Annotated in this window: 13 protein-coding genes and 1 riboswitch; of the genes, 6 read left to right on the forward strand and 7 right to left on the reverse strand. The window is 63.2% G+C overall.

What is annotated here, in order from left to right:
- Positions 1 to 6: 6 nt before the first annotated feature.
- The 6 genes from VGU00_RS15140 to VGU00_RS15165 all read right to left on the reverse strand — a co-directional run bounded on the left by VGU00_RS15140 (position 7) and on the right by VGU00_RS15165 (position 5,980).
- A complete protein-coding gene (locus VGU00_RS15140; protein ID WP_327469957.1) occupies positions 7 to 537 on the reverse strand; it encodes a GNAT family N-acetyltransferase in 531 nt (176 codons plus the stop codon).
- A gap of 4 nt (positions 538 to 541) precedes the next feature.
- The gene (locus VGU00_RS15145) at positions 542 to 1,411 is read right to left on the reverse strand and encodes an aldo/keto reductase (protein WP_327469959.1); all 870 of its coding nucleotides are present in this window, start codon (positions 1,409 to 1,411) and stop codon (positions 542 to 544) included.
- The gene (gene pseC, locus VGU00_RS15150; RefSeq protein WP_327469961.1) at positions 1,408 to 2,574 is read right to left on the reverse strand and encodes a UDP-4-amino-4,6-dideoxy-N-acetyl-beta-L-altrosamine transaminase; all 1,167 of its coding nucleotides are present in this window, start codon (positions 2,572 to 2,574) and stop codon (positions 1,408 to 1,410) included. The genes VGU00_RS15145 and pseC overlap by 4 nt, the downstream gene beginning before the upstream one ends.
- Complete coding sequence (gene pseB / locus VGU00_RS15155; RefSeq protein ID WP_327469963.1) at positions 2,561 to 3,580, reverse strand: UDP-N-acetylglucosamine 4,6-dehydratase (inverting); 1,020 nt, start codon at positions 3,578 to 3,580, stop codon at positions 2,561 to 2,563. The genes pseC and pseB overlap by 14 nt, the downstream gene beginning before the upstream one ends.
- Before the next feature lie 18 nt (positions 3,581 to 3,598).
- Positions 3,599 to 4,861, reverse strand: a complete 1,263-nt coding sequence (locus tag VGU00_RS15160) for an exopolysaccharide biosynthesis polyprenyl glycosylphosphotransferase (protein ID WP_327469965.1) — start codon at positions 4,859 to 4,861, stop codon at positions 3,599 to 3,601.
- Positions 4,862 to 4,966: 105 nt separating this feature from the next.
- Positions 4,967 to 5,980, reverse strand: a complete 1,014-nt coding sequence (locus tag VGU00_RS15165) for an NAD-dependent epimerase/dehydratase family protein (RefSeq protein ID WP_327469967.1) — start codon at positions 5,978 to 5,980, stop codon at positions 4,967 to 4,969.
- A gap of 308 nt (positions 5,981 to 6,288) precedes the next feature.
- On the opposite strand from VGU00_RS15165, the gene VGU00_RS15170 reads away from it, so the two are divergent.
- The 6 genes from VGU00_RS15170 (at position 6,289) to VGU00_RS15195 (ending at position 16,728) form a co-directional block, all read left to right on the forward strand.
- Complete coding sequence (locus tag VGU00_RS15170; protein ID WP_327469969.1) at positions 6,289 to 7,752, forward strand: protein adenylyltransferase SelO; 1,464 nt, start codon at positions 6,289 to 6,291, stop codon at positions 7,750 to 7,752.
- 91 nt (positions 7,753 to 7,843) lie between these two features.
- A complete protein-coding gene (locus VGU00_RS15175; protein ID WP_327469971.1) occupies positions 7,844 to 9,028 on the forward strand; it encodes a nucleotide sugar dehydrogenase in 1,185 nt (394 codons plus the stop codon).
- A 251-nt stretch (positions 9,029 to 9,279) separates the two neighbouring features.
- Positions 9,280 to 11,529, forward strand: coding sequence for an autotransporter assembly complex protein TamA (locus VGU00_RS15180; RefSeq protein WP_327469973.1), 2,250 nt, complete (start codon positions 9,280 to 9,282; stop codon positions 11,527 to 11,529).
- Positions 11,529 to 15,764 (forward strand): translocation/assembly module TamB domain-containing protein, encoded by a 4,236-nt coding sequence (locus VGU00_RS15185; protein ID WP_327469975.1) that lies wholly within the window; start codon positions 11,529 to 11,531, stop codon positions 15,762 to 15,764. Before VGU00_RS15180 ends, VGU00_RS15185 begins: the two co-directional genes overlap by 1 nt.
- Complete coding sequence (locus tag VGU00_RS15190) at positions 15,764 to 15,985, forward strand: hypothetical protein (protein ID WP_327469977.1); 222 nt, start codon at positions 15,764 to 15,766, stop codon at positions 15,983 to 15,985. Before VGU00_RS15185 ends, VGU00_RS15190 begins: the two co-directional genes overlap by 1 nt.
- Positions 15,957 to 16,139, forward strand: a riboswitch (yybP-ykoY riboswitch). (Overlaps the previous gene by 29 nt.)
- Before the next feature lie 16 nt (positions 16,140 to 16,155).
- Positions 16,156 to 16,728 (forward strand): TMEM165/GDT1 family protein, encoded by a 573-nt coding sequence (locus VGU00_RS15195; protein WP_327469979.1) that lies wholly within the window; start codon positions 16,156 to 16,158, stop codon positions 16,726 to 16,728.
- Here VGU00_RS15195 and galE read toward each other — a convergent pair.
- Complete coding sequence (gene galE / locus VGU00_RS15200; protein ID WP_327469981.1) at positions 16,725 to 17,741, reverse strand: UDP-glucose 4-epimerase GalE; 1,017 nt, start codon at positions 17,739 to 17,741, stop codon at positions 16,725 to 16,727. The two genes, VGU00_RS15195 and galE, sit on opposite strands and share 4 nt — an antisense overlap.
- Positions 17,742 to 17,840 lie beyond the last annotated feature (99 nt).

Consider the following 17,840-nt stretch of genomic DNA (forward strand, 5'->3'; position numbering starts at 1 on the left):
TCGCTGTCACGCGTCGGGAAAGAAGTCCGGGTTGAAGCAGCTCACCACGATGCGATCGCGCGGGGTCCCGTCGATCATATGGTGCCCCTTCAGCCGCCCTTCGATCACCCATCCGCCGCGGGTATAGGCCTTGACCGATCCTTCGTTGCCGTCGGCGATGCCGCCGCTGAGCTTGCGGATTCCATATTCCTTGAAGGCGATCTGGTTACCCGCCTTGATCGCCTCGGTTGCAAGGCCCTTGCCCCAGAATTCGCGGCGACCGATCACGGTGACGAGATCGGCGGTGCCGTGCATCCAGCTGATCGGGCCGAGTTTGACATTTCCGATATGCAGGCCGCTTTCGTTGTCGATCACGGCATACATGAAATAGGCGCGGGTTTCGAAGCCCTGACGCAGATAGTCACGGGCGTCCTGTACCGAAAATCCGCGCGAATCGAGGTATTCGGTGACGGTCGCATCACGAAACCAGCTGACATATTCCTCGGTGATATCGTCTTCGGTCATCAGGCGCAGCGAAACGCGATTTGAATCGGTCATTTTCTTAAATAGTCCCCCATTTGGCCGGATTGATCAGGATCGGATCGTTCGAACCGATATGATGAGCCCCCATCAATTCCGGGTGTCGCAGCGATGCCGCGACAACCTCGTCGAGCTCGGACTTTTTCTGGACGCCAACCACCACCCGGTCGATGGCGTCCTGCCCGAGGACGAACTCCAACGCCGCAGCAAGCGGCGTGGTTCCGCATCTTGCCACAAATTCGCGAAATTGTTCCAGAGCCGGGCGAAACCGCTGCAGATTCTCCGGAAGGCTATCGGGGCTCGACAATGCGAAGCCCTGCAGAAATATCGACCTCGCGTGGATTTCGACACCCTGGTCCTTCAGCCGGGCGAGGGCGCCGGTCGAAATGGCGCGCTGGTCGAAGATATTGACCGGGAGTTGCACGGCACGGATCGGAAAACGGGCCGCGATCGCGAGCGCCTCTTCATGATCGTAAACCGATACGCCGAGCGCGCGTACCTCGCCGCGATCCCGTGCGGCTTCCGCTGCATGCCATGCCGCGCTTCCCGTCTCGCCAAGGAGGTCCGGTGCCGAATGAAACAGCAGCGTATCGAGGCGGTCGGTACCGAGCGCGTTGCGGCTGGCGGATATACTTGCCGCGACCGCCGCGGGGACATCGGGTTCGCCAGCCAGCGCGCGGATCTTGGTGACGACGCGAAACCGGCTGGGTGCACCGTGACGACCGAGAACCGCTTCGCTGGTGCCATAGGCCCGCGCCGTATCCAGCGTGTCGATACCCGACTCTTCGGCGCTGTGCAGGATGGCAGTGACTTCGTCGTCGCCCACCTGGCCGCCCGGATTGAAGGCGCCGTAATCGAGCCCGAACTGGACCGTGCCGAGCGCCAGCTTCATGCCAGCAAAGCGGCCAAGGTCGCGATCACGCGATCCTGATCGGCATCGGTGAGCGTCGGGAACATCGGGAGCGAGAGCGCACGGGCGTAATAGTCCTCCGCCGCAGGAAAATCGCCCGGTCGGAAGCCCTGCTGAAGGTAGAAGGGCTGGGTGTGGATCGGAATATAGTGGATATTCACCCCAATGGCCGCGGCGCGCATGCCGTCGAATACCGCCTTGCGCCGGCTCGCATCGTCGAGTTGTACTGGATAGAGATGAAGCCCGCTGCGCCGCCCCGATGCCCGAACGGGCGTGCGAAGCGGAAGACCGGCAAGACCCGTGCCATAGCGATCGGCGATGCGATGCCGCCGATCGATGAATTCGGCAAGCCGGTTCATCTGCGACGCGCCAAGCGCGGCCTGCATATCGGTCATGCGATAGTTCAGGCCAAGATCGATCTGCTGGTAATACCAGGCGCCCTCGGACTCCCCGCTCATCTCGGCGGCATTGCGCGTGATACCGTGCGTACGCAGGCGTGCGAGTTTAGCCGCCAGATCGGGATCGTTGGTCATCGTCGCGCCGCCTTCGGCCGTCGTGACGATCTTTACCGGGTGGAAGCTGAATACCGCTATGTCGCTATGTTCGCAGGCGCCGATCATTTTTGCGCCATAACTGCCGCCGATCGCGTGGCTGGCATCCTCGATCACGCGAAAGCCATATCGCTTCGCGAGCGCGCCTATTTCGGCCATATCGGCCGGCTCACCGGCGAAATGCACGGGGATGACGATCTTGGGTAGCGTGCCGTCGCGCTTAGCCGCTTCGAGCTTCCCGGCCAGCTTGCTCACGCTCATGTTGAGCGACACGGGATCGATGTCGACAAAGTCGACGCGCGCACCGCAATAGAGCGCGCAATTGGACGATGCGACGAAGCTGTTCGGTGACGTCCAGACCGTATCGCCGGGGCCTGCGCCAAGCGCGAGGCAGGCTATGTGCAGCGCGGCGGTCGCGTTGCACACGGCAATCGCGTGCGCCGCGCCTGTCGCGTCCTTGAGCGCCGCCTCGAACCGCTCGATCGCGGGTCCCTGCGTCAGCCAGTCGGACTGGAGAACTGCGACGACCGCGGCGACATCGTCGTCCGAGATCGCCTGCCGTCCATAGGGAATGAACGTCTCAGTCGGGTGCATGTTCGTCGGCCAGCGCCCTGATTTCTTCGACGGTCAGGAAGTCCGGGTTCGACCCACTTTCATAATGGAAATCGGGCGCGACCATCTTTCCGGCGTTCGTCGCGCTCTCGCCGATGAACTTTTCGACATCCCAGAGCGGCGTTGCCGGAAGGATCACATAATAATTGTCGAATTCGACCGTGCTCAACGCGTCGGTGACCGTGATCATCTCCTCGTGCAGCTTCTCGCCCGGACGGATGCCAACGATGTTTGTGGGCACGCCCGGCGCGATGGCTTCGGCGACGTCGAGGATGCGGTAGGAGGGGATCTTGGGAATGAAGATTTCGCCGCCCCAGGTGCAGTCGAGCGAGTTGAGAACGAAGTCGACACCCTGTTCGAGGGTGATCGAAAAACGCGTCATCGCTTCGTCGGTGATCGGCATGACCGGGCTGTCGGCGCGCGCCTTTTCGCGGAAAAAGGGAATGACGCTGCCGCGGCTGCCCATCACATTGCCGTAACGGACGACGCAAAGGCGCAGGTCGCGTCCACCGACATAGTTGTTCGCGGCGACGAACAGCTTGTCCGAGCACAGCTTGGTCGCGCCATAGAGGTTGATCGGAGCTGCGGCCTTGTCGGTCGACAGCGCCACGACCCGCTTCACGCCGTTGGCCCGTGCCGCTTCGATGACATTCTGCGCGCCGAGAACATTCGTCTTGATACATTCGAACGGGTTGTACTCGGCCGCCGGAACCTGCTTCAGCGCCGCGGCGTGAATGACGACGTCGACGCCTTCGCAAGCAAGGCGCAGCCGCTCGGCGTCGCGCACGTCGCCGATGAAAAAGCGCAGGCGCTTGCGATGCGTTTTCACCCAGTCGAGCTGCTCCATCTCGAACTGCTTCAGCTCGTCGCGGCTGAAGATGATCACGCGCTGGACGTCGGTCGTCTCGAGGATACGCTTGATGAAGGCTTTGCCGAACGAACCGGTCCCGCCGGTCACCAAAATCGACTTGTAGTTGAATTTCGACATATTCACAGGATCACCCACTTATTTGGCCCCATAGCCGTTGAGCATGACTTGCAGGGTCTTGATCGCGATCAGCGCATCAAGCCACAGCGAAAAATTCTTGATGTAGTAGAAGTCGTATTCGAGCTTTCTCTGGATCGCGTCGAGTTCGGTCACGTGCCCCTGATGGACCTGCGCCCAGCCGGTAATCCCCGGTCTGATGATGTGGCGGTACGCATAAAAGGCAATACGCTGCTGGTAAAGCTCGGAGAGTTCGATGGCCTCGGGCCGCGGCCCGATCCAGCTCATCTCGCCTTTCAGGATGTTGATGAGCTGGGGCAGTTCGTCGATGCGGCTGCGCCGCAGGAACGAGCCCAGACGGGTGATGCGTGGATCGCGGTCGCGCGTGACCGCGGCGGATTCCTGTTCGTCGGCCGCAGGCGCGCCATGATACATGGTGCGGAACTTGTAGACCTTGAACGACCGCGCACGATAGCCGATGCGCTGCTGCGTGAAGAGCGCCGGGCCGGGGCTGTCGAGGCGGATGATCACCGCGACCAGCAGCATGGGAATGGCGAGGATGACGAGGGCGATCAGCGCGACGACGCGGTCGACCGCATCCTTGCCCCGGGCGTAGATGCTGTTCGGCGTCAGCGTTCCGAAGCTATTCTCGGACAGATGCTCGACGCGGACGCGGCCCGTGAGCGTTTCCATCAAATTCTTGTAATGATAGACCTTTACGCCGCCGAGCGCGGCCTTGGCGAAATAGTCGTCAACGCTCGCCGGGTGCTGCGCGTGCAGGTCCGCGACGATGATCGTGTCGTCGGAATCCGGAATGCGGCTCAGGTCGGCGGCGATCACCGGCGCACGCAGGACGCTCTTGATCCGGTCGACCTTTTCGCTTGGGACGAGGATATATTTGCCTTTGTCGCTCGGCTTGAAAAAGACTTCGAAAAGCATCGCGAGCAGCGTCGATATCACGAATCCGAGCGCAAAAATGATGGTGCTGTAATTTTCACGGAAAAAGAGGATGACCGCGCCGCTTGTCGCAAAACTCGCCGAATAGATCGGCAAGATCACCTCGACACCGCGAACGATAGCGAATTTCTTCATTTCGTGCAGGACGAAGCGCGCGAGAAGGATCGATATCACGATATAGGTCATCGCGTTCACGATGTTGTCGGAGTGGATCGACACGGTAGGCGACAGCGCATCATAGGCGAGCGAGGGCACCACGGCGCCAAGCGCAATGGCAACCGCGACCTGTACAAGGCCGTTCCTGAAAATGCTGGCGACGAGTTTCATCAATTAGTCCGCATGACTCTTGCTCGCTGTGTCGAAAAACAGAGCGATTGATTGGGCGTGGAAATTCTTCACTTTAAGATATTGATACCCCCGACTGCGTTCAGGCTAACTCGGAGCCGCACCGCGTTCTTCATAACGCAGGTACCAACGCAGAAATTCTTTCACTCCTGTGACGATAGACACACGCGGCGCGAAACCCAGGTCCGATGAAATATCGGTTATATCTGCATATGTTTCATATACATCCCCGTCTTGCATGGGAAGCAGATTCAATTTTGCCGATTGACCGCAAGCCTGTTCAATCGCGGCGATCAGGTCCATCAGCGGCTCGGGTTGACTGTTGCCGATATTGTAGAGGCGGTGCGGCGTCGTGAAGCCGCCCGGTTTCGGCTGCCCGTCGTCTGTGGGCGGGCTGTCGAGGCTGGCGATCACGCCGTCGATAATGTCGTCGATATAGGTGAAATCGCGCTTCATATCGCCGCGATTGTAAACGTCGATCGGCTTGCCGGAGAGGATGTTCGTAGTGAACTTCCAGAGCGCCATGTCGGGGCGCCCCCATGGCCCATATACGGTAAAAAACCGCAGTCCGGTTTGCGGGACGCGGAAAAGATGCGCGTAGGTTTCGCTCATCAGCTCGTCGGCGCGCTTGGTGGCGGCGTAGAGCGAAACGGGGTGATCAACTCTATCCTCCACGCGAAACGGCATAGCCTTGTTGGCGCCGTAAACCGAGGAAGACGACGCATAGACGAGATGCGCAACGCGCCGATGCCGCGCGAGTTCCAGAATATTTACATGGCCGGCAACATTCGAGCGGACATAGGCTCGGGGATTGTCAATCGAATAGCGGACGCCCGCCTGTGCCGCGAGATGGACGATCCGGTCAAATTCGTCATTTTTCAAAGCGCTGTCGAGCGCGTCGGCGTCACCGATATCGACGCGGTGGATCGTCAACCGGTCGTCTGCGATCCGCTCGAGCTCGGCCACCCGTGCCTCTTTCAGGGCCACCGGATAATAGTCGTTGAAATTGTCGACCCCGATCACCGTTTCGCCGCGCGCGAGAAGCCGCGCCGCGGTGTGCATGCCGATGAAGCCTGCGATTCCAGTAACCAGAACGGTCATGTCAATTCGGTCCCCTGTTGCCGTCGCTGCCGGTCACGATAACGCGCTTCGGCAGGCTGAATGGCCGATGTCCTGCCATCGCCTTGTGATCGGGATCACTGGAGACGAAATTCGGCGCTGTCAAAGGGCTATCAAATTTGGGGGCGGGTCCGCGCAGCGCGAGCCCAGCGGCCGCCTGGCGCTTGGTCTCGATCTCGACGGATGATCCCGAGATGAATCGTAGCTAACCGCGACGCCGGCTGGCTACAACCTGTCCGGCCTTGCATTCATGGCATCAACGCTCGACATAGGGCGTCTGGGGAGCCGTGATGGATTTTGCCTTCGATAATAGTTTTCACGATGCGATGGACGGCTTCTACGCGCCGGCGGAGGCCGCTCGACCATCCGCGCCGCGCCTCCTGATTTTCAATCAGGCGCTTGCCGAACGACTAGGCATCGATACGGCGGGCGCAACCGACGAACGGCTGGCGCGCATTTTTTCAGGGCAGGAGCTTCCCGAGGGCGCCGAACCGCTCGCCTTTGCCTATGCCGGGCACCAATTCGGCCATTTTTCGTCACAGCTCGGCGACGGCCGTGCGCTGTTGATCGGCGAGATCGTCGCGCCCGACGGGGCGCGGTTCGATGTCCAGCTGAAGGGATCGGGACCGACTGCCTTCTCGCGCAATGGCGATGGCAAGGCGGCGATCGGGCCGGTGCTGCGCGAATTCCTCGTATCGGAAGCGATGGCGGCGATGGCAGTTCCGACGACGCGTTCGCTGGCGGCGGTTGCTACCGGCGACCGCGTGCAGCGTGAGCGAGCTCACCCCGGCGCGGTGTTGACGCGGATCGCGAGCAGCCACATCCGCGTCGGCACCTTTCAGTTCTTTGCCGCCCATTTCGGGGTCGAGCATGTCACCCAGCTGTCGAATTACAGCATAGGGCGCCATTTTCCTGATCTGGCCGATGCGCCCAACCCGCATCTGGCGCTGCTCGATCGCGTCATCGCACTGCAGTGCGAGCTGGTCGCGCACTGGCTGGGCGCCGGGTTCATCCATGGTGTGATGAACACCGACAATGTCGCGATCAGCGGCGAGACAATCGATTATGGCCCCTGCGCCTTCATGGATCGCTTTGCGGTCGAAACGGTGTTCAGCTCGATCGATGCGAACGGCCGCTACGCCTATGGCCGCCAGCCGCAGATCATGCACTGGAACATGGCACGGTTTGCCGAGGCCTTGCTGCCCGCGATCCATGCGGTCGATCCTGGCGATGTCGATAGCGCCAAGGCGCTTGTCGATGCGATCCCCGAGCGCTTCCGGAGCGCGTGGTTCACCCGGATGCGCTCCAAGCTGGGGCTGGCGCAGGCCGATGAAGCCGATGTCGCGCTGATCGACGCGCTGTTCGCCGAACTCGAGCAGCATGCGGTCGATTTCACCTCCTTTTTCCGCGCGCTCGCGCAGTTGCTGCGCGGCGACGGTTCGATGTTGGAGGCGTTGCTGCCGAACGCCGACGCGATGGCGCCATGGATCGCCGACTGGTGGGCGCACCTCGAGCGCGAAACGATCGCGCCGCTGGAGCGCGCTGACGCGATGGACGCGGTGAACCCTCTCTATATCCCGCGCAACCATCAGGTCGAAGCTGCGCTGGCTGCTGCGGAGGGCGGCGATATGGCGCCGTGGCTCGAATTGCTCGAGGTCGTCCGCAATCCTTATGTCGCACGGGCCGACTGGGCCGGTTATGCCGAACCCGCTCCCGCCGATGCGGGGCCGTACACCACTTTCTGCGGCACCTGAAAGAACCTCCGCGCATTGATGGTTGCCGGAGTTGAGCGAACGGGTTCCGACTGTTAGGGAGCAGCCCTCGCGTGACGAAGGAACAATGAAGGTGCCGAACTCTCCGGTAAAAATCGCAGTCGTCGGTACCGGCTATGTCGGCATTTCGAACGCGGTGCTGCTCGCGCAGCACAACCGTGTCGTCGCACTCGATATCGATAGCCGCAAGGTCGACCAGATCAACGCGCGCGTGTCGCCGATCGCGGATCCGGAGATCGAGGATTATCTGGCGAACCGTGAGCTCGACCTTGTCGCGACGACCGACCGGCGGACCGCCTATGACGGCGCCGATTTCGTCGTCGTGGCAACGCCGACCGATTATGATCCCGAGAGCAATTATTTCAACACGGGATCGGTCGAATCGGTGATCGCCGATGCGCTGAAAATGGCGCAGGGCGCGATGATCGTCGTCAAATCGACCGTTCCCGTCGGCTTCACCGACCGGATGCGCGCCGAGCATGACAGCGATGCAATCGTCTTTTCGCCCGAGTTCCTGCGCGAAGGGCGCGCGCTGTTCGACAATCTCCACCCGTCGCGGATCATCATCGGCAACACGCATCCGCGCGCCGCGGAATTCGCCAACCTGCTGCTGAATGCGTCGCTAAAGCCCGATGCAACGGTGCTGCAGACCGGCAACACCGAGGCCGAGGCGATCAAGCTGTTCGCCAACACTTATCTCGCGATGCGCGTCGCCTTCTTCAACGAGCTCGACACCTATGCCGCGATGCACGGTGCGGATTCGCGCCAGATCATCGACGGGGTCGGCCTCGATCCGCGGATCGGCCAATTTTATAACAATCCGTCCTTCGGCTATGGCGGCTATTGCCTGCCCAAGGACACGAAGCAAATGCTCGCGAACTACAAGGACGTGCCGCAAAACCTGATCCAGGCGATCGTGTCATCGAACACGACGCGCAAGGATTTCGTCGCGTCCGAGGTGTTGAAGCGCAACCCGCGCGTCGTCGGGATCCATCGGCTGGCGATGAAGGCCGGGTCGGACAATTTTCGTGCCAGCAGCATCCTGGGCGTGATGAAGCGGATCAAGGCCAAGGGCATCGAGGTCATCATCTATGAACCGCTGCTCGACGAACCGACGCTGTTCAACTCTCGGGTCGTGAACGATCTGGCCGCATTCAAGGTCGAGGCCGATGTGATCATCGCCAACCGGGTGGGTGACGAACTGGCCGATGTGATCGACAAGGTTTACAGCCGCGACCTGTTCGGGGTCGATTCCTGATCGGTGGAACTTGATCGCCGCGGGCTCGTTGAGGATGGGTAACCCATCGAGCGGGCAGGGGAAATGCGACGAAATGATGGGGCTCGGGGACCTTTCAGCCATAGAAACGGGTTGCGCCATCGCAGCGGGCAAGCCACACACGCATCATTGGCGGGCCACAGATGCATGATCTTGAAACACCCTGTGAAAGCCACTCCCGCCGGTCGCACCAGGCGCGGCGTTTGCTGATCGTTTCAACTTCCGTTCTGGGCATGGGCTGGGCTGCGTCGGCGCAGGCGCAGCAGGTGGAACCGCCGGCCGTCGTTCGGACACTTCCAACCGCGATCGATGAGCCGATCGCGACGCCCACGCCGCCGCCGCCCGACGCGCAGCTGCCGGCCGTCGAGCCGATCATCGAAGACGACGAGTTCGAAAAGGCGATTCCGCCGATCAGCGCCGAGGACGATGCGGAGCTCGATCGCCCGCTCGAATCGATCGCGGATTTCGAAAAGAGACAGGCCGCCGAGGCGGCCAAGAGCGCCGCGACCAGCGGCGAGGCGACCGTCGAAGCCCAGCCGCCAAAGGTCGACGGCGTCCCCGTACCCGCGCTTGCCGACGGCGATGCCGTCGAAGCGATCGGCGACGCGCCCATCAGCGACAGCGAACTGGCCGCACCGCTTCCGCCACTCGAAAATTTCAACGTCGAGCCGGTTGTCTTCGCCGAGGCCGAGGACGACAAGGACAATGTCAGCATCGCCTATTCGGTGCAGGTCACCGGGCTGGACGCGGCCGACGACAGCACCGATGTCGACCTAGCCGACCTGTTCGGCGACCTGTCGGCGCTCTACGACGGCGATGGCAAGGCCGACAATGCGGCGATGGTCCGCGCGCGCCTGTCGGCCGATGGCGAGTTGATGCAGCGCATCCTCGCGTCGGAAGGCTATTATGATGCGGTCGTCGACACCCGGATCGATCGTGGCGAGAGAGAAGAAGGGCAAGACCGGCAGGAGCGCCAGCGCCGCCCGATCACGGCGGTGATCGACGTCAAACCGGGCAAGCGCTACACGCTCGCCGATATCATCATCGACGCCGCGCCGACGGTTCCCCCGGGCCTGATCGCCGACAATTTCCCCCTCGCGGTTGGCGAGCCCATCGTCGCGCAGCGCATTCAGGGCGCCGAGGCCGCGATCGCGCTGAAGCTGCCGGAAGAAGGATATCCTTTTGCCAAGGTCGGCCAGCGCGACATCCTGCTCGATGGCGCGACCGGCGATGGCGTCTATACCTTGCCCGTCGACATCGGCAAACGATCGCGTTTCGGCGGGATCGAAACCACCGGCGACCTCGCTTTCGACGCCGAGCATGTCGCGATCCTGGCGCGCTTCAAACGCGGCGACCTTTATGACAGTCGCAAGGTCGACGACCTGCGGCAGGCGCTGGTCGCGACCGGCCTGTTCGCAACCGTCGCCGCCGAACCGCAGGCAACCGGCGAAAGCGCTGGCGACGGGACCGAATATGTGACGATGCTGGTCACCCAGCAGGCCGGCCCGCCGCGGACGATCGCGGCGAGCGCGGGCTACGGTACCGGCCAAGGCCTCAGGATCGAGGGCAGCTGGACGCACCGCAATTTCCTGCCGCCCGAAGGCGCGTTGATCTTTCGCGGCGTCGCGGGGACGCAGGAACAAGGCGTCGGCGCGACGCTGCGTCGCTCGAACGCCGGGCGCCGCGACCGCACCTTCGAACTCGTCACCGAGGTTTCGCGAAGCAATTATGACGCGTTCAATGCGATTACCGGCCGCGTCGGCGCGCGGGTCAGTTATGATTCGACCCCGATCTGGCAGAAGAAATTCACCTATGCCTATGGCGCCGAACTGATCGCGACACGTGAGGATGATTATGACTTCGTCGCGGGCGACCGGAGCTATGATTTCTATACCATCCTTGGCCTGACGGGGCAGGTCGGGATGGATCGCACCGACAGCCTGCTCGACCCGACCAAGGGATTCCGCGTCACCGCGCTGATCCAGCCGGAAGGTTCGCTCGCCGGGCGTTTCTCGCCTTATGCGCGGGCGCGACTCGACGTGAGCGGCTATTATCCGGTGACCGACAGCATCGTGCTGGCGGGACGCGTCCGCGTCGGATCGATCCTGGGCGCGGCGCGCGAACGGCTTGCCCCGTCGCGGCGCTTCTATGCCGGCGGCGGCGGATCGGTGCGTGGCTTCGGCTATCAGGAACTGGGACCCAAGGATCCGAACAACGATCCGATCGGCGGCCGCAGCGTCAACGAGGCCGCGTTCGAGGCGCGGTACCGGTTCGGCAATTTCGGGGTCGTCGGGTTCGTCGATGCGGGACAGGTGTATCGCGGTTCGACGCCCGACTTTTCGAACCTGCGTTTCGGCGCGGGTATCGGCGCGCGCTATTACACCAATTTCGGCCCGATGCGTTTCGACATCGCGACGCCGATCGCGCGCAAGCCGGGTGAAGCTCGGGTCAGTGTCTATGTCTCGATCGGACAGGCGTTCTGATGGCCGAGGACGCCGCCTTCGACGCCGAAGAGACCGCCCCGGCGAAAAGCCGATCGTGGCCGCGAACCATCGCGCGCTGGATCGGGATGACGCTGCTTGGGCTGATCTTGCTCTTTGCGCTATTCCTTATCGGGCTCAACAGCGACGCCGGGCGCCGTTTCGTCGTCACCCAGATCGAAAAATATGAATTCGAAAACGGGATGAAGATCGGCATCGGCCGGCTCGACGGATCGCTTTACGGCCAGATGATCATTCGCGATTTCACCCTCTCGGACCCCAAGGGCGTGTTCCTCGCGTCGCCCGAAGTGCGGGTCGACTGGCGGCCGGTCCGCTATCTTGCGAACCATGTCGATGTCCGGTCCGCAACCGCCGCGACGATGACGATGCGCAGAATGCCCGAATTCAGGCCGGTTCCCGATACGGGCGAGCCTCTGCTTCCCGATCTCGACGTCGATGTCGGATTGCTGCGCGTGGACCGTTTCGTCTTCGAACCTGCGGTGGCGGGTGAGCGACAGGTCGCGACGCTTAACGGCAAGATCATGATCGCCGACCGCCGGGCGCAGGTGACGGCAAACGCAGCGACGATCAGCGGGGGCGGCGGGCAGGGCGATACGCTAAAACTGTTGCTCGACGCGGTGCCCGAACAGAACCGGCTCGCGGTGACGCTCGATGTTTCGGCGCCGAAGGGCGGTGTTCTCGCCGCCATGGGCGGCTTCGAGGAGACGCTGACCGCCAAGCTCGATGGCCGTGGCGACTGGAAGGCCTGGAACGGCAATCTGACCGCAAACCTCGGCGCCGCACCGCTCGCGCGCGTGGCGTTGACCGGACGCGACGGGACTTTCGCGGCAAAGGGCGCCGCGCAGGCCTCGCGGATGTTCGCCGAAGGTCCGGTCGCGGAAATATTGGGCAGCGAAACTGCCATCGACCTGACCGCGAAGCTCGACAAGCGCAAGGCCGCGGTCGACGGCCGTCTGTCGTCGGACGCGGCGGAGCTTGGCATCAGCGGTGGCGTCGACCTCGGCGCCAACCGCTATGAAGGGTTGCAACTCGCGGTCAACATATTGCGGCCGGGCGCCATCGCGCCGGCGGTGCGCGCGAACGGCCTGCGGGCAATCGCGACGCTCGATGGTGAATTCGCGCTGCCGACGGTCGATTATCAGGCAAACGCCAACAGCCTGGCGGTCAACGATATCATCGTCGAGGGGCTGAGTCTTGCCGGCAAGGCGCGCGTCGATGCCGACCAGATCGTGATCCCGGTCGCGGGCCGTGCCGCGCGCATTCGCGGGCTCGACACCGTCGCCGGCGGCACGCTCGTGCAGGTTCGGCTCGACGGCGACCTCGCCTATAGCGACGGGCGCATCCTCAGCGACAATCTACGCCTCCGCTCGCCGCGTATCGATGCCAAGGCGATCCTGATCGCCGATCTCAACAAGGGCTTCTATACCGGGGCGATCGACGGACGGATCAACGATTATCGCATCGAAAGCGTCGGGATTTTCGATATCGACACCGATGCGGACCTGAAGACCGCGCCGCGCGGCGGGTTCGAGATTGTCGGCCGCGTCCGGGCCCGATCGACGCGCCTGTTCAATTCGGGTGTCCGCGACTTCCTCGGCGGCAATGCGACAGCGTCGAGCGACGTGCGCTATGGCACCGACGGCGTCGTCCGTTTCGCCAACCTGCGCATGTCCGCCCCGCGCCTGCGGATTACCGGCGGGCAGGGGAGCTATGCGCCGAACGGGCAGATCCAGCTGACGGCACGCGCCAATTCGACCGACTATGGCCCCGTCGGCGTCCAGCTTGCCGGGACGATCAGCGATCCGCGCGCGGTTGTGACCGCCGAGCGTCCTGGACTCGGCATCGGCCTTGCCAAGCTTGTGGCGCGCATCAACGGCGCCCCGAACGGCTATCGCCTCGCCGCGACGGGCGAGACCGATTACGGCCCCTTGTCGGCCGATGTCCTTTTGCTGATGACGAAAGGCCCGCTGACGATCGATATCGAACGCGGCGACCTGTCGGGCATCGGGTTCAAGGGACGACTGGTGCAGAGCGATGCTGGGCCGTTCGTCGGCCAGCTCGATGCGTCGGGGCAGGGGCTTGGCGGCCTCGTCCGCCTGAGCGCGGCGGGCAAATATCAGGCGGCGGCGATCAACGTCCGCGCAAACAATGTCGTGCTGCCGGGGGGGGCACAGCTTTCGGTCGGCTCGGCGATCGTCGACGCCGATGTGACGCTGTACGATACGCCGCACGTCGTCGCCGATATCCAGATCGCGCAGACGCGCATCCGCGAATTCGATATCGCCGTCGGCAGGGTCAAGATCGACTATCGCGACGGCAGCGGCCGCGCGCAGGCGCTGGTCGAAGGCACCAACGGCGTGCCGTTCCGCATCGCCGCCAATGCCGACCTGAAACCCGAATTGTGGCGCGCGTCGGTGCAGGGCCGCGCGACGGGGATCAATTTCCGCACCACATCGCCCGCGCGGATCATCCCCGGCGCCGATGCCTATGAATTGCTGCCGACGACGGTCAATCTGGGGCGCGGCAGCAGCGCGCGGATCGCCGGGCGCTTCGGCGACGGCATCATGCTCCAGAGCCGCCTCGAACGTGTCAATATGGCGATCCTCAACGCCGTCTATCCCGATATGGGCCTTGGCGGTCGCGCATCGGGAAGCCTCGATTTCGAACAGGCTAATGCCGACAGCTTCCCGCGCGCCGACGCACGGCTGACGATCACCGGATTCACGCGCACGACGGCCGCGTCCGTCAGCCAGCCGGTCGACGTCAATTTCGCGGGCAAGCTGCTGAGCGACGGCGGCGAGGCGCGCGCGGTTATGCGCAAGCGCGGTAGCGTGATCGGACGGATGCAGGCGTCGCTGCGTCCGCTTGGCGCGGGGGCTGGCAGCTGGACCGAACGGCTGATGGCCGCCCCGCTGGGCGGCGGCATCCGCTATAATGGTCCTGCAGACACGCTCTATTCCTTTTTCGGTCCCGCCGATCAGCATGTCACCGGCCCGATCGCGGTCGCCGCCGATTTCAGCTGCAGCGTGTCCGACCCCTGCCTGAACGGCGTCGTGCGCGGGAAGGACATGGTCTATGAGAACCAGACCTATGGCACGCGTCTGACGAACATGGTCGTGAACGGCCGTTTCACCGGCAACCGGCTGGAGATCGAGCAGCTCACGGCGACGGCGGGCGACGGCAGCGTCCAGGCGAAGGGCTTTATCAGCCTTGCATCGGCCGACGGTTACCCGATGAATATTTCGGCGACGCTCGACAATGCGCGGCTCGCGCGCAGCGAGAATATCGCCGCGCGCGCGACGGGCAATCTGACGCTCGAAAAGGTTGCCGGACAGACGGCCTTGCTGTCGGGCAGCCTGCGTCTTCCCGAAACGCGGTACCGGATCGTGCGCGAAGGCGCGGCGCAGGTGCCGGTGCTGACCGGCGTTCGCCGCAAGCCGGCGGCGGGCCGTCCGCGTATCAGCGGCGATGGGCTGGCAGCGGTCGGCGGCAGCCTGTTCGATCTCATCCGGCTCGACATCGCGCTGAAGGCGCCCGACGAGATATACGTCTCCGGCATGGGGCTCGAATCCGAATGGAAGGCCGACATCGTGCTGCGCGGGACGACCGAGGCGCCGCGCGTGACGGGCGAGATCGAGCTGGTGCGCGGGACGCTGGGCTTCGCGGGGCGTTCGTTCGAATTGCAGGAAGGCCGGGTGACTTTCCCGACCGGCGACGCGTTCGATCCGGCGATCCGCCTGCTTGCAAGCGACACGATCGAAACGGTGACGGTCAATGTCAGCGTCACGGGACGCGCCAGCAATCCGCAGATCGCATTCTCGAGCGTTCCCGGCCTGCCGCAGGACGAAATCGTGTCGCGCATCCTGTTCGGCGATTCGATCACGACGCTGTCGCCGTTGCAGGCGGTGCAGCTGGCGTCGTCGCTCAACACGCTAAGCAGCGGGGGCGGGGGATTGAGCCCGCTCGGCGCGTTGCAATCGGCGACCGGGATAGACCGGCTGCGCATTCTCGGCCCCGACGATACCGTCGGGCGCGGCGCGGCGCTCGCCGCCGGGCAGTATATCACCAAGGACATCTATCTGGAGGTGATCACCGACGCGCGCGGCTATACGGCGACGCAGCTCGAAATCAGTCTGACGCCGGCGCTGTCGTTGCTCAGCCAGGCCGGCGGTTCGGGCCAGTCGAACCTCAGCATCCGTTATCGCAAGGATTATTGATGCGCGCCGCCTTTATGTCGGTTCCCCTGCTGCTGCTCGCGGCCTGCAAGGACGAACCGCGTTTCGACGATCGCTACGACAAGGCGGCAAAAGAGATTGAGGCGCGCGCGAAGGCGATGGACGCCGATATCGCGAAATCGGATCAGGCAGCTACTGCGGCGTCAAAGGACTTGTCTGAAGTCGCGAAGCCGTCTAACCCGCCGCCGTCATCTGGGGAGTAGCCAGCCGTCCTTCGGGGCGGGCCGCCGCGTCAACATACTTGGCCGAGAGGTCATGGTGCGGTGGGAACGGGGGACCGTTCGGGCGAGACCAATGGCATCGACCTTCGTCCGGGCCGGGCGGCGGGTTCGGTGTCTATTGGAATCGCAGCCGTCCGGCCCCGGAGTATCCCATGGAAGCCCTGTTCACCTCGACCGCGGTCGTCGCACTCGCCGAAATCGGCGACAAGACACAATTGTTGGCGATCCTGCTCGCGGCGCGCTTTGGCCGTCCGGTGCCGATCATCCTTGGCATATTGGTCGCGACGCTGGCCAATCATGCGCTGGCGGCCCTGCTCGGCGCGTCGGCGGCGGCTTTGCTCGACAGTCCGGTTTTTCGCTATGCGATCGGTCTGTCGTTCGTCGCGATGGCGACATGGACGCTCATCCCCGACAAATTCGACGATGACGAAGCGCCCAAGCCGCGCTTCGGGGCGTTCCTGACAACGCTTGTGGCCTTCTTTCTCGTCGAAATGGGCGACAAGACACAGGTCGCGACGATCGCGCTGGGCGCGCAATATAAAAATGTCTTGGCGGTGACAGCGGGAACGACGCTCGGCATGATGATCGCCAATGTCCCTGCGATCTTCCTCGGCAACGAACTGCTCAAACGCGTCGACCTCGCCAAGGTTCGTGTGGTCGCAGCAGCCTTGTTCCTCGTGATTGGCCTGTGGGTGCTCGCGCAGACTGCGTGCTGGCTCGGCTAGTCGGCGTTGCGCGTCGCGAGCATGCGTTCGAAGCGCCAGCTCGACGCACACATGGCGTCGAGGTCGCGGCTCGCCTTCCAGCCCAGTTCGCGTTCGGCGCGTTCGGGGCTGGCGAAACAGCTCGCGACGTCGCCATCGCGGCGCGGCGCGATGCGATAGGGGACACGAACGCCGTTTATGCGCTCGAACGCCTCGACCATCCCGAGCACCGAATAGCCCTGGCCCGTGCCGAGGTTCCACGTCGACAGCGGCTGGTTGGCGTTGGCGATCACATCAAGCGCGGCGACATGTCCGTCGGCGAGGTCGACGACATGGATATAGTCGCGGACGCCGGTTCCGTCGGGCGTGTCATAATCGTCGCCGAACACCGATAGTTCGGCCAGCCGTCCGGCGGCGACGCGACTGATGAAGGGCATCAGATTGTTGGGAATGCCATTCGGATTTTCTCCGATCAATCCGCTGTCATGCGCGCCGACCGGGTTGAAATAGCGCAGGATTGCGATGCGCCAGTCGGGGTCGGCTGACGCAACGTCGGCAAGCATCTCCTCGATCATCAGCTTGGTACGCCCATACGGGTTGGTCGCCGATGTCGGATGATCTTCGTCGAGCGGCAGATATTGCGGTTGGCCGTAGACGGTCGCGCTCGATGAAAAGACCAGCGTACGAACGTCGCAATCGCGCATCGCTTCGAGCAGGGTCAGCGTGCCGCGAACATTATTGTCGTAATATTTCATGGGCTCGGCGACCGACTCGCCTACGGCCTTGAGTCCTGCAAAATGGATGACCGCCCGAACATCATATTCGCTGAGAGCCTTGCGCAGCGCGTCGCGATCACGAATGTCGCCTTCGACCAGCGGGATGGCGGTGCCCGTGATCGCTTCGAGCCGGTCCATGACGGCCGCATCGCTGTTCGAGAGATTGTCGAAGCAGACGACCTCGTTCCCCAACGACACCAAGGCGGCGGCGACGTGGCTGCCGATATATCCTGCCCCGCCGGTCAATAATATCGTCATCGCTTGCCCTGTCTCCAATAGGCAGTCTCGAACCGCCGCCCTAGTCTATCGGCGATATACTACCAACAGATTGTGCACCGCCGGTACGGCAGGCCGGTT

It is taken from the genome of Sphingopyxis sp., from assembly GCF_035944815.1.
Taxonomy (GTDB): domain Bacteria; phylum Pseudomonadota; class Alphaproteobacteria; order Sphingomonadales; family Sphingomonadaceae; genus Sphingopyxis.

Bases quoted from the DNA above. Each gene is read 5' to 3' on its own strand.
- VGU00_RS15140 (WP_327469957.1), bottom strand. From the start codon at position 537: ATGACCGATTCAAATCGCGTTTCGCTGCGCCTGATGACCGAAGACGAT.
- VGU00_RS15160 (WP_327469965.1), bottom strand. From the start codon at position 4,861: ATGAAACTCGTCGCCAGCATTTTCAGGAACGGCCTTGTACAGGTCGCG.
- VGU00_RS15185 (WP_327469975.1), top strand. From the start codon at position 11,529: ATGGCCGAGGACGCCGCCTTCGACGCCGAAGAGACCGCCCCGGCGAAA.
- pseC (WP_327469961.1), bottom strand. From the start codon at position 2,574: ATGCACCCGACTGAGACGTTCATTCCCTATGGACGGCAGGCGATCTCG.
- VGU00_RS15195 (WP_327469979.1), top strand. From the start codon at position 16,156: ATGGAAGCCCTGTTCACCTCGACCGCGGTCGTCGCACTCGCCGAAATC.
- VGU00_RS15190 (WP_327469977.1), top strand. From the start codon at position 15,764: ATGCGCGCCGCCTTTATGTCGGTTCCCCTGCTGCTGCTCGCGGCCTGC.
- VGU00_RS15170 (WP_327469969.1), top strand. From the start codon at position 6,289: ATGGATTTTGCCTTCGATAATAGTTTTCACGATGCGATGGACGGCTTC.
- galE (WP_327469981.1), bottom strand. From the start codon at position 17,741: ATGACGATATTATTGACCGGCGGGGCAGGATATATCGGCAGCCACGTC.
- VGU00_RS15145 (WP_327469959.1), bottom strand. From the start codon at position 1,411: ATGAAGCTGGCGCTCGGCACGGTCCAGTTCGGGCTCGATTACGGCGCC.
- VGU00_RS15180 (WP_327469973.1), top strand. From the start codon at position 9,280: ATGGGCTGGGCTGCGTCGGCGCAGGCGCAGCAGGTGGAACCGCCGGCC.
- pseB (WP_327469963.1), bottom strand. From the start codon at position 3,580: ATGTCGAAATTCAACTACAAGTCGATTTTGGTGACCGGCGGGACCGGT.
- VGU00_RS15165 (WP_327469967.1), bottom strand. From the start codon at position 5,980: ATGACCGTTCTGGTTACTGGAATCGCAGGCTTCATCGGCATGCACACC.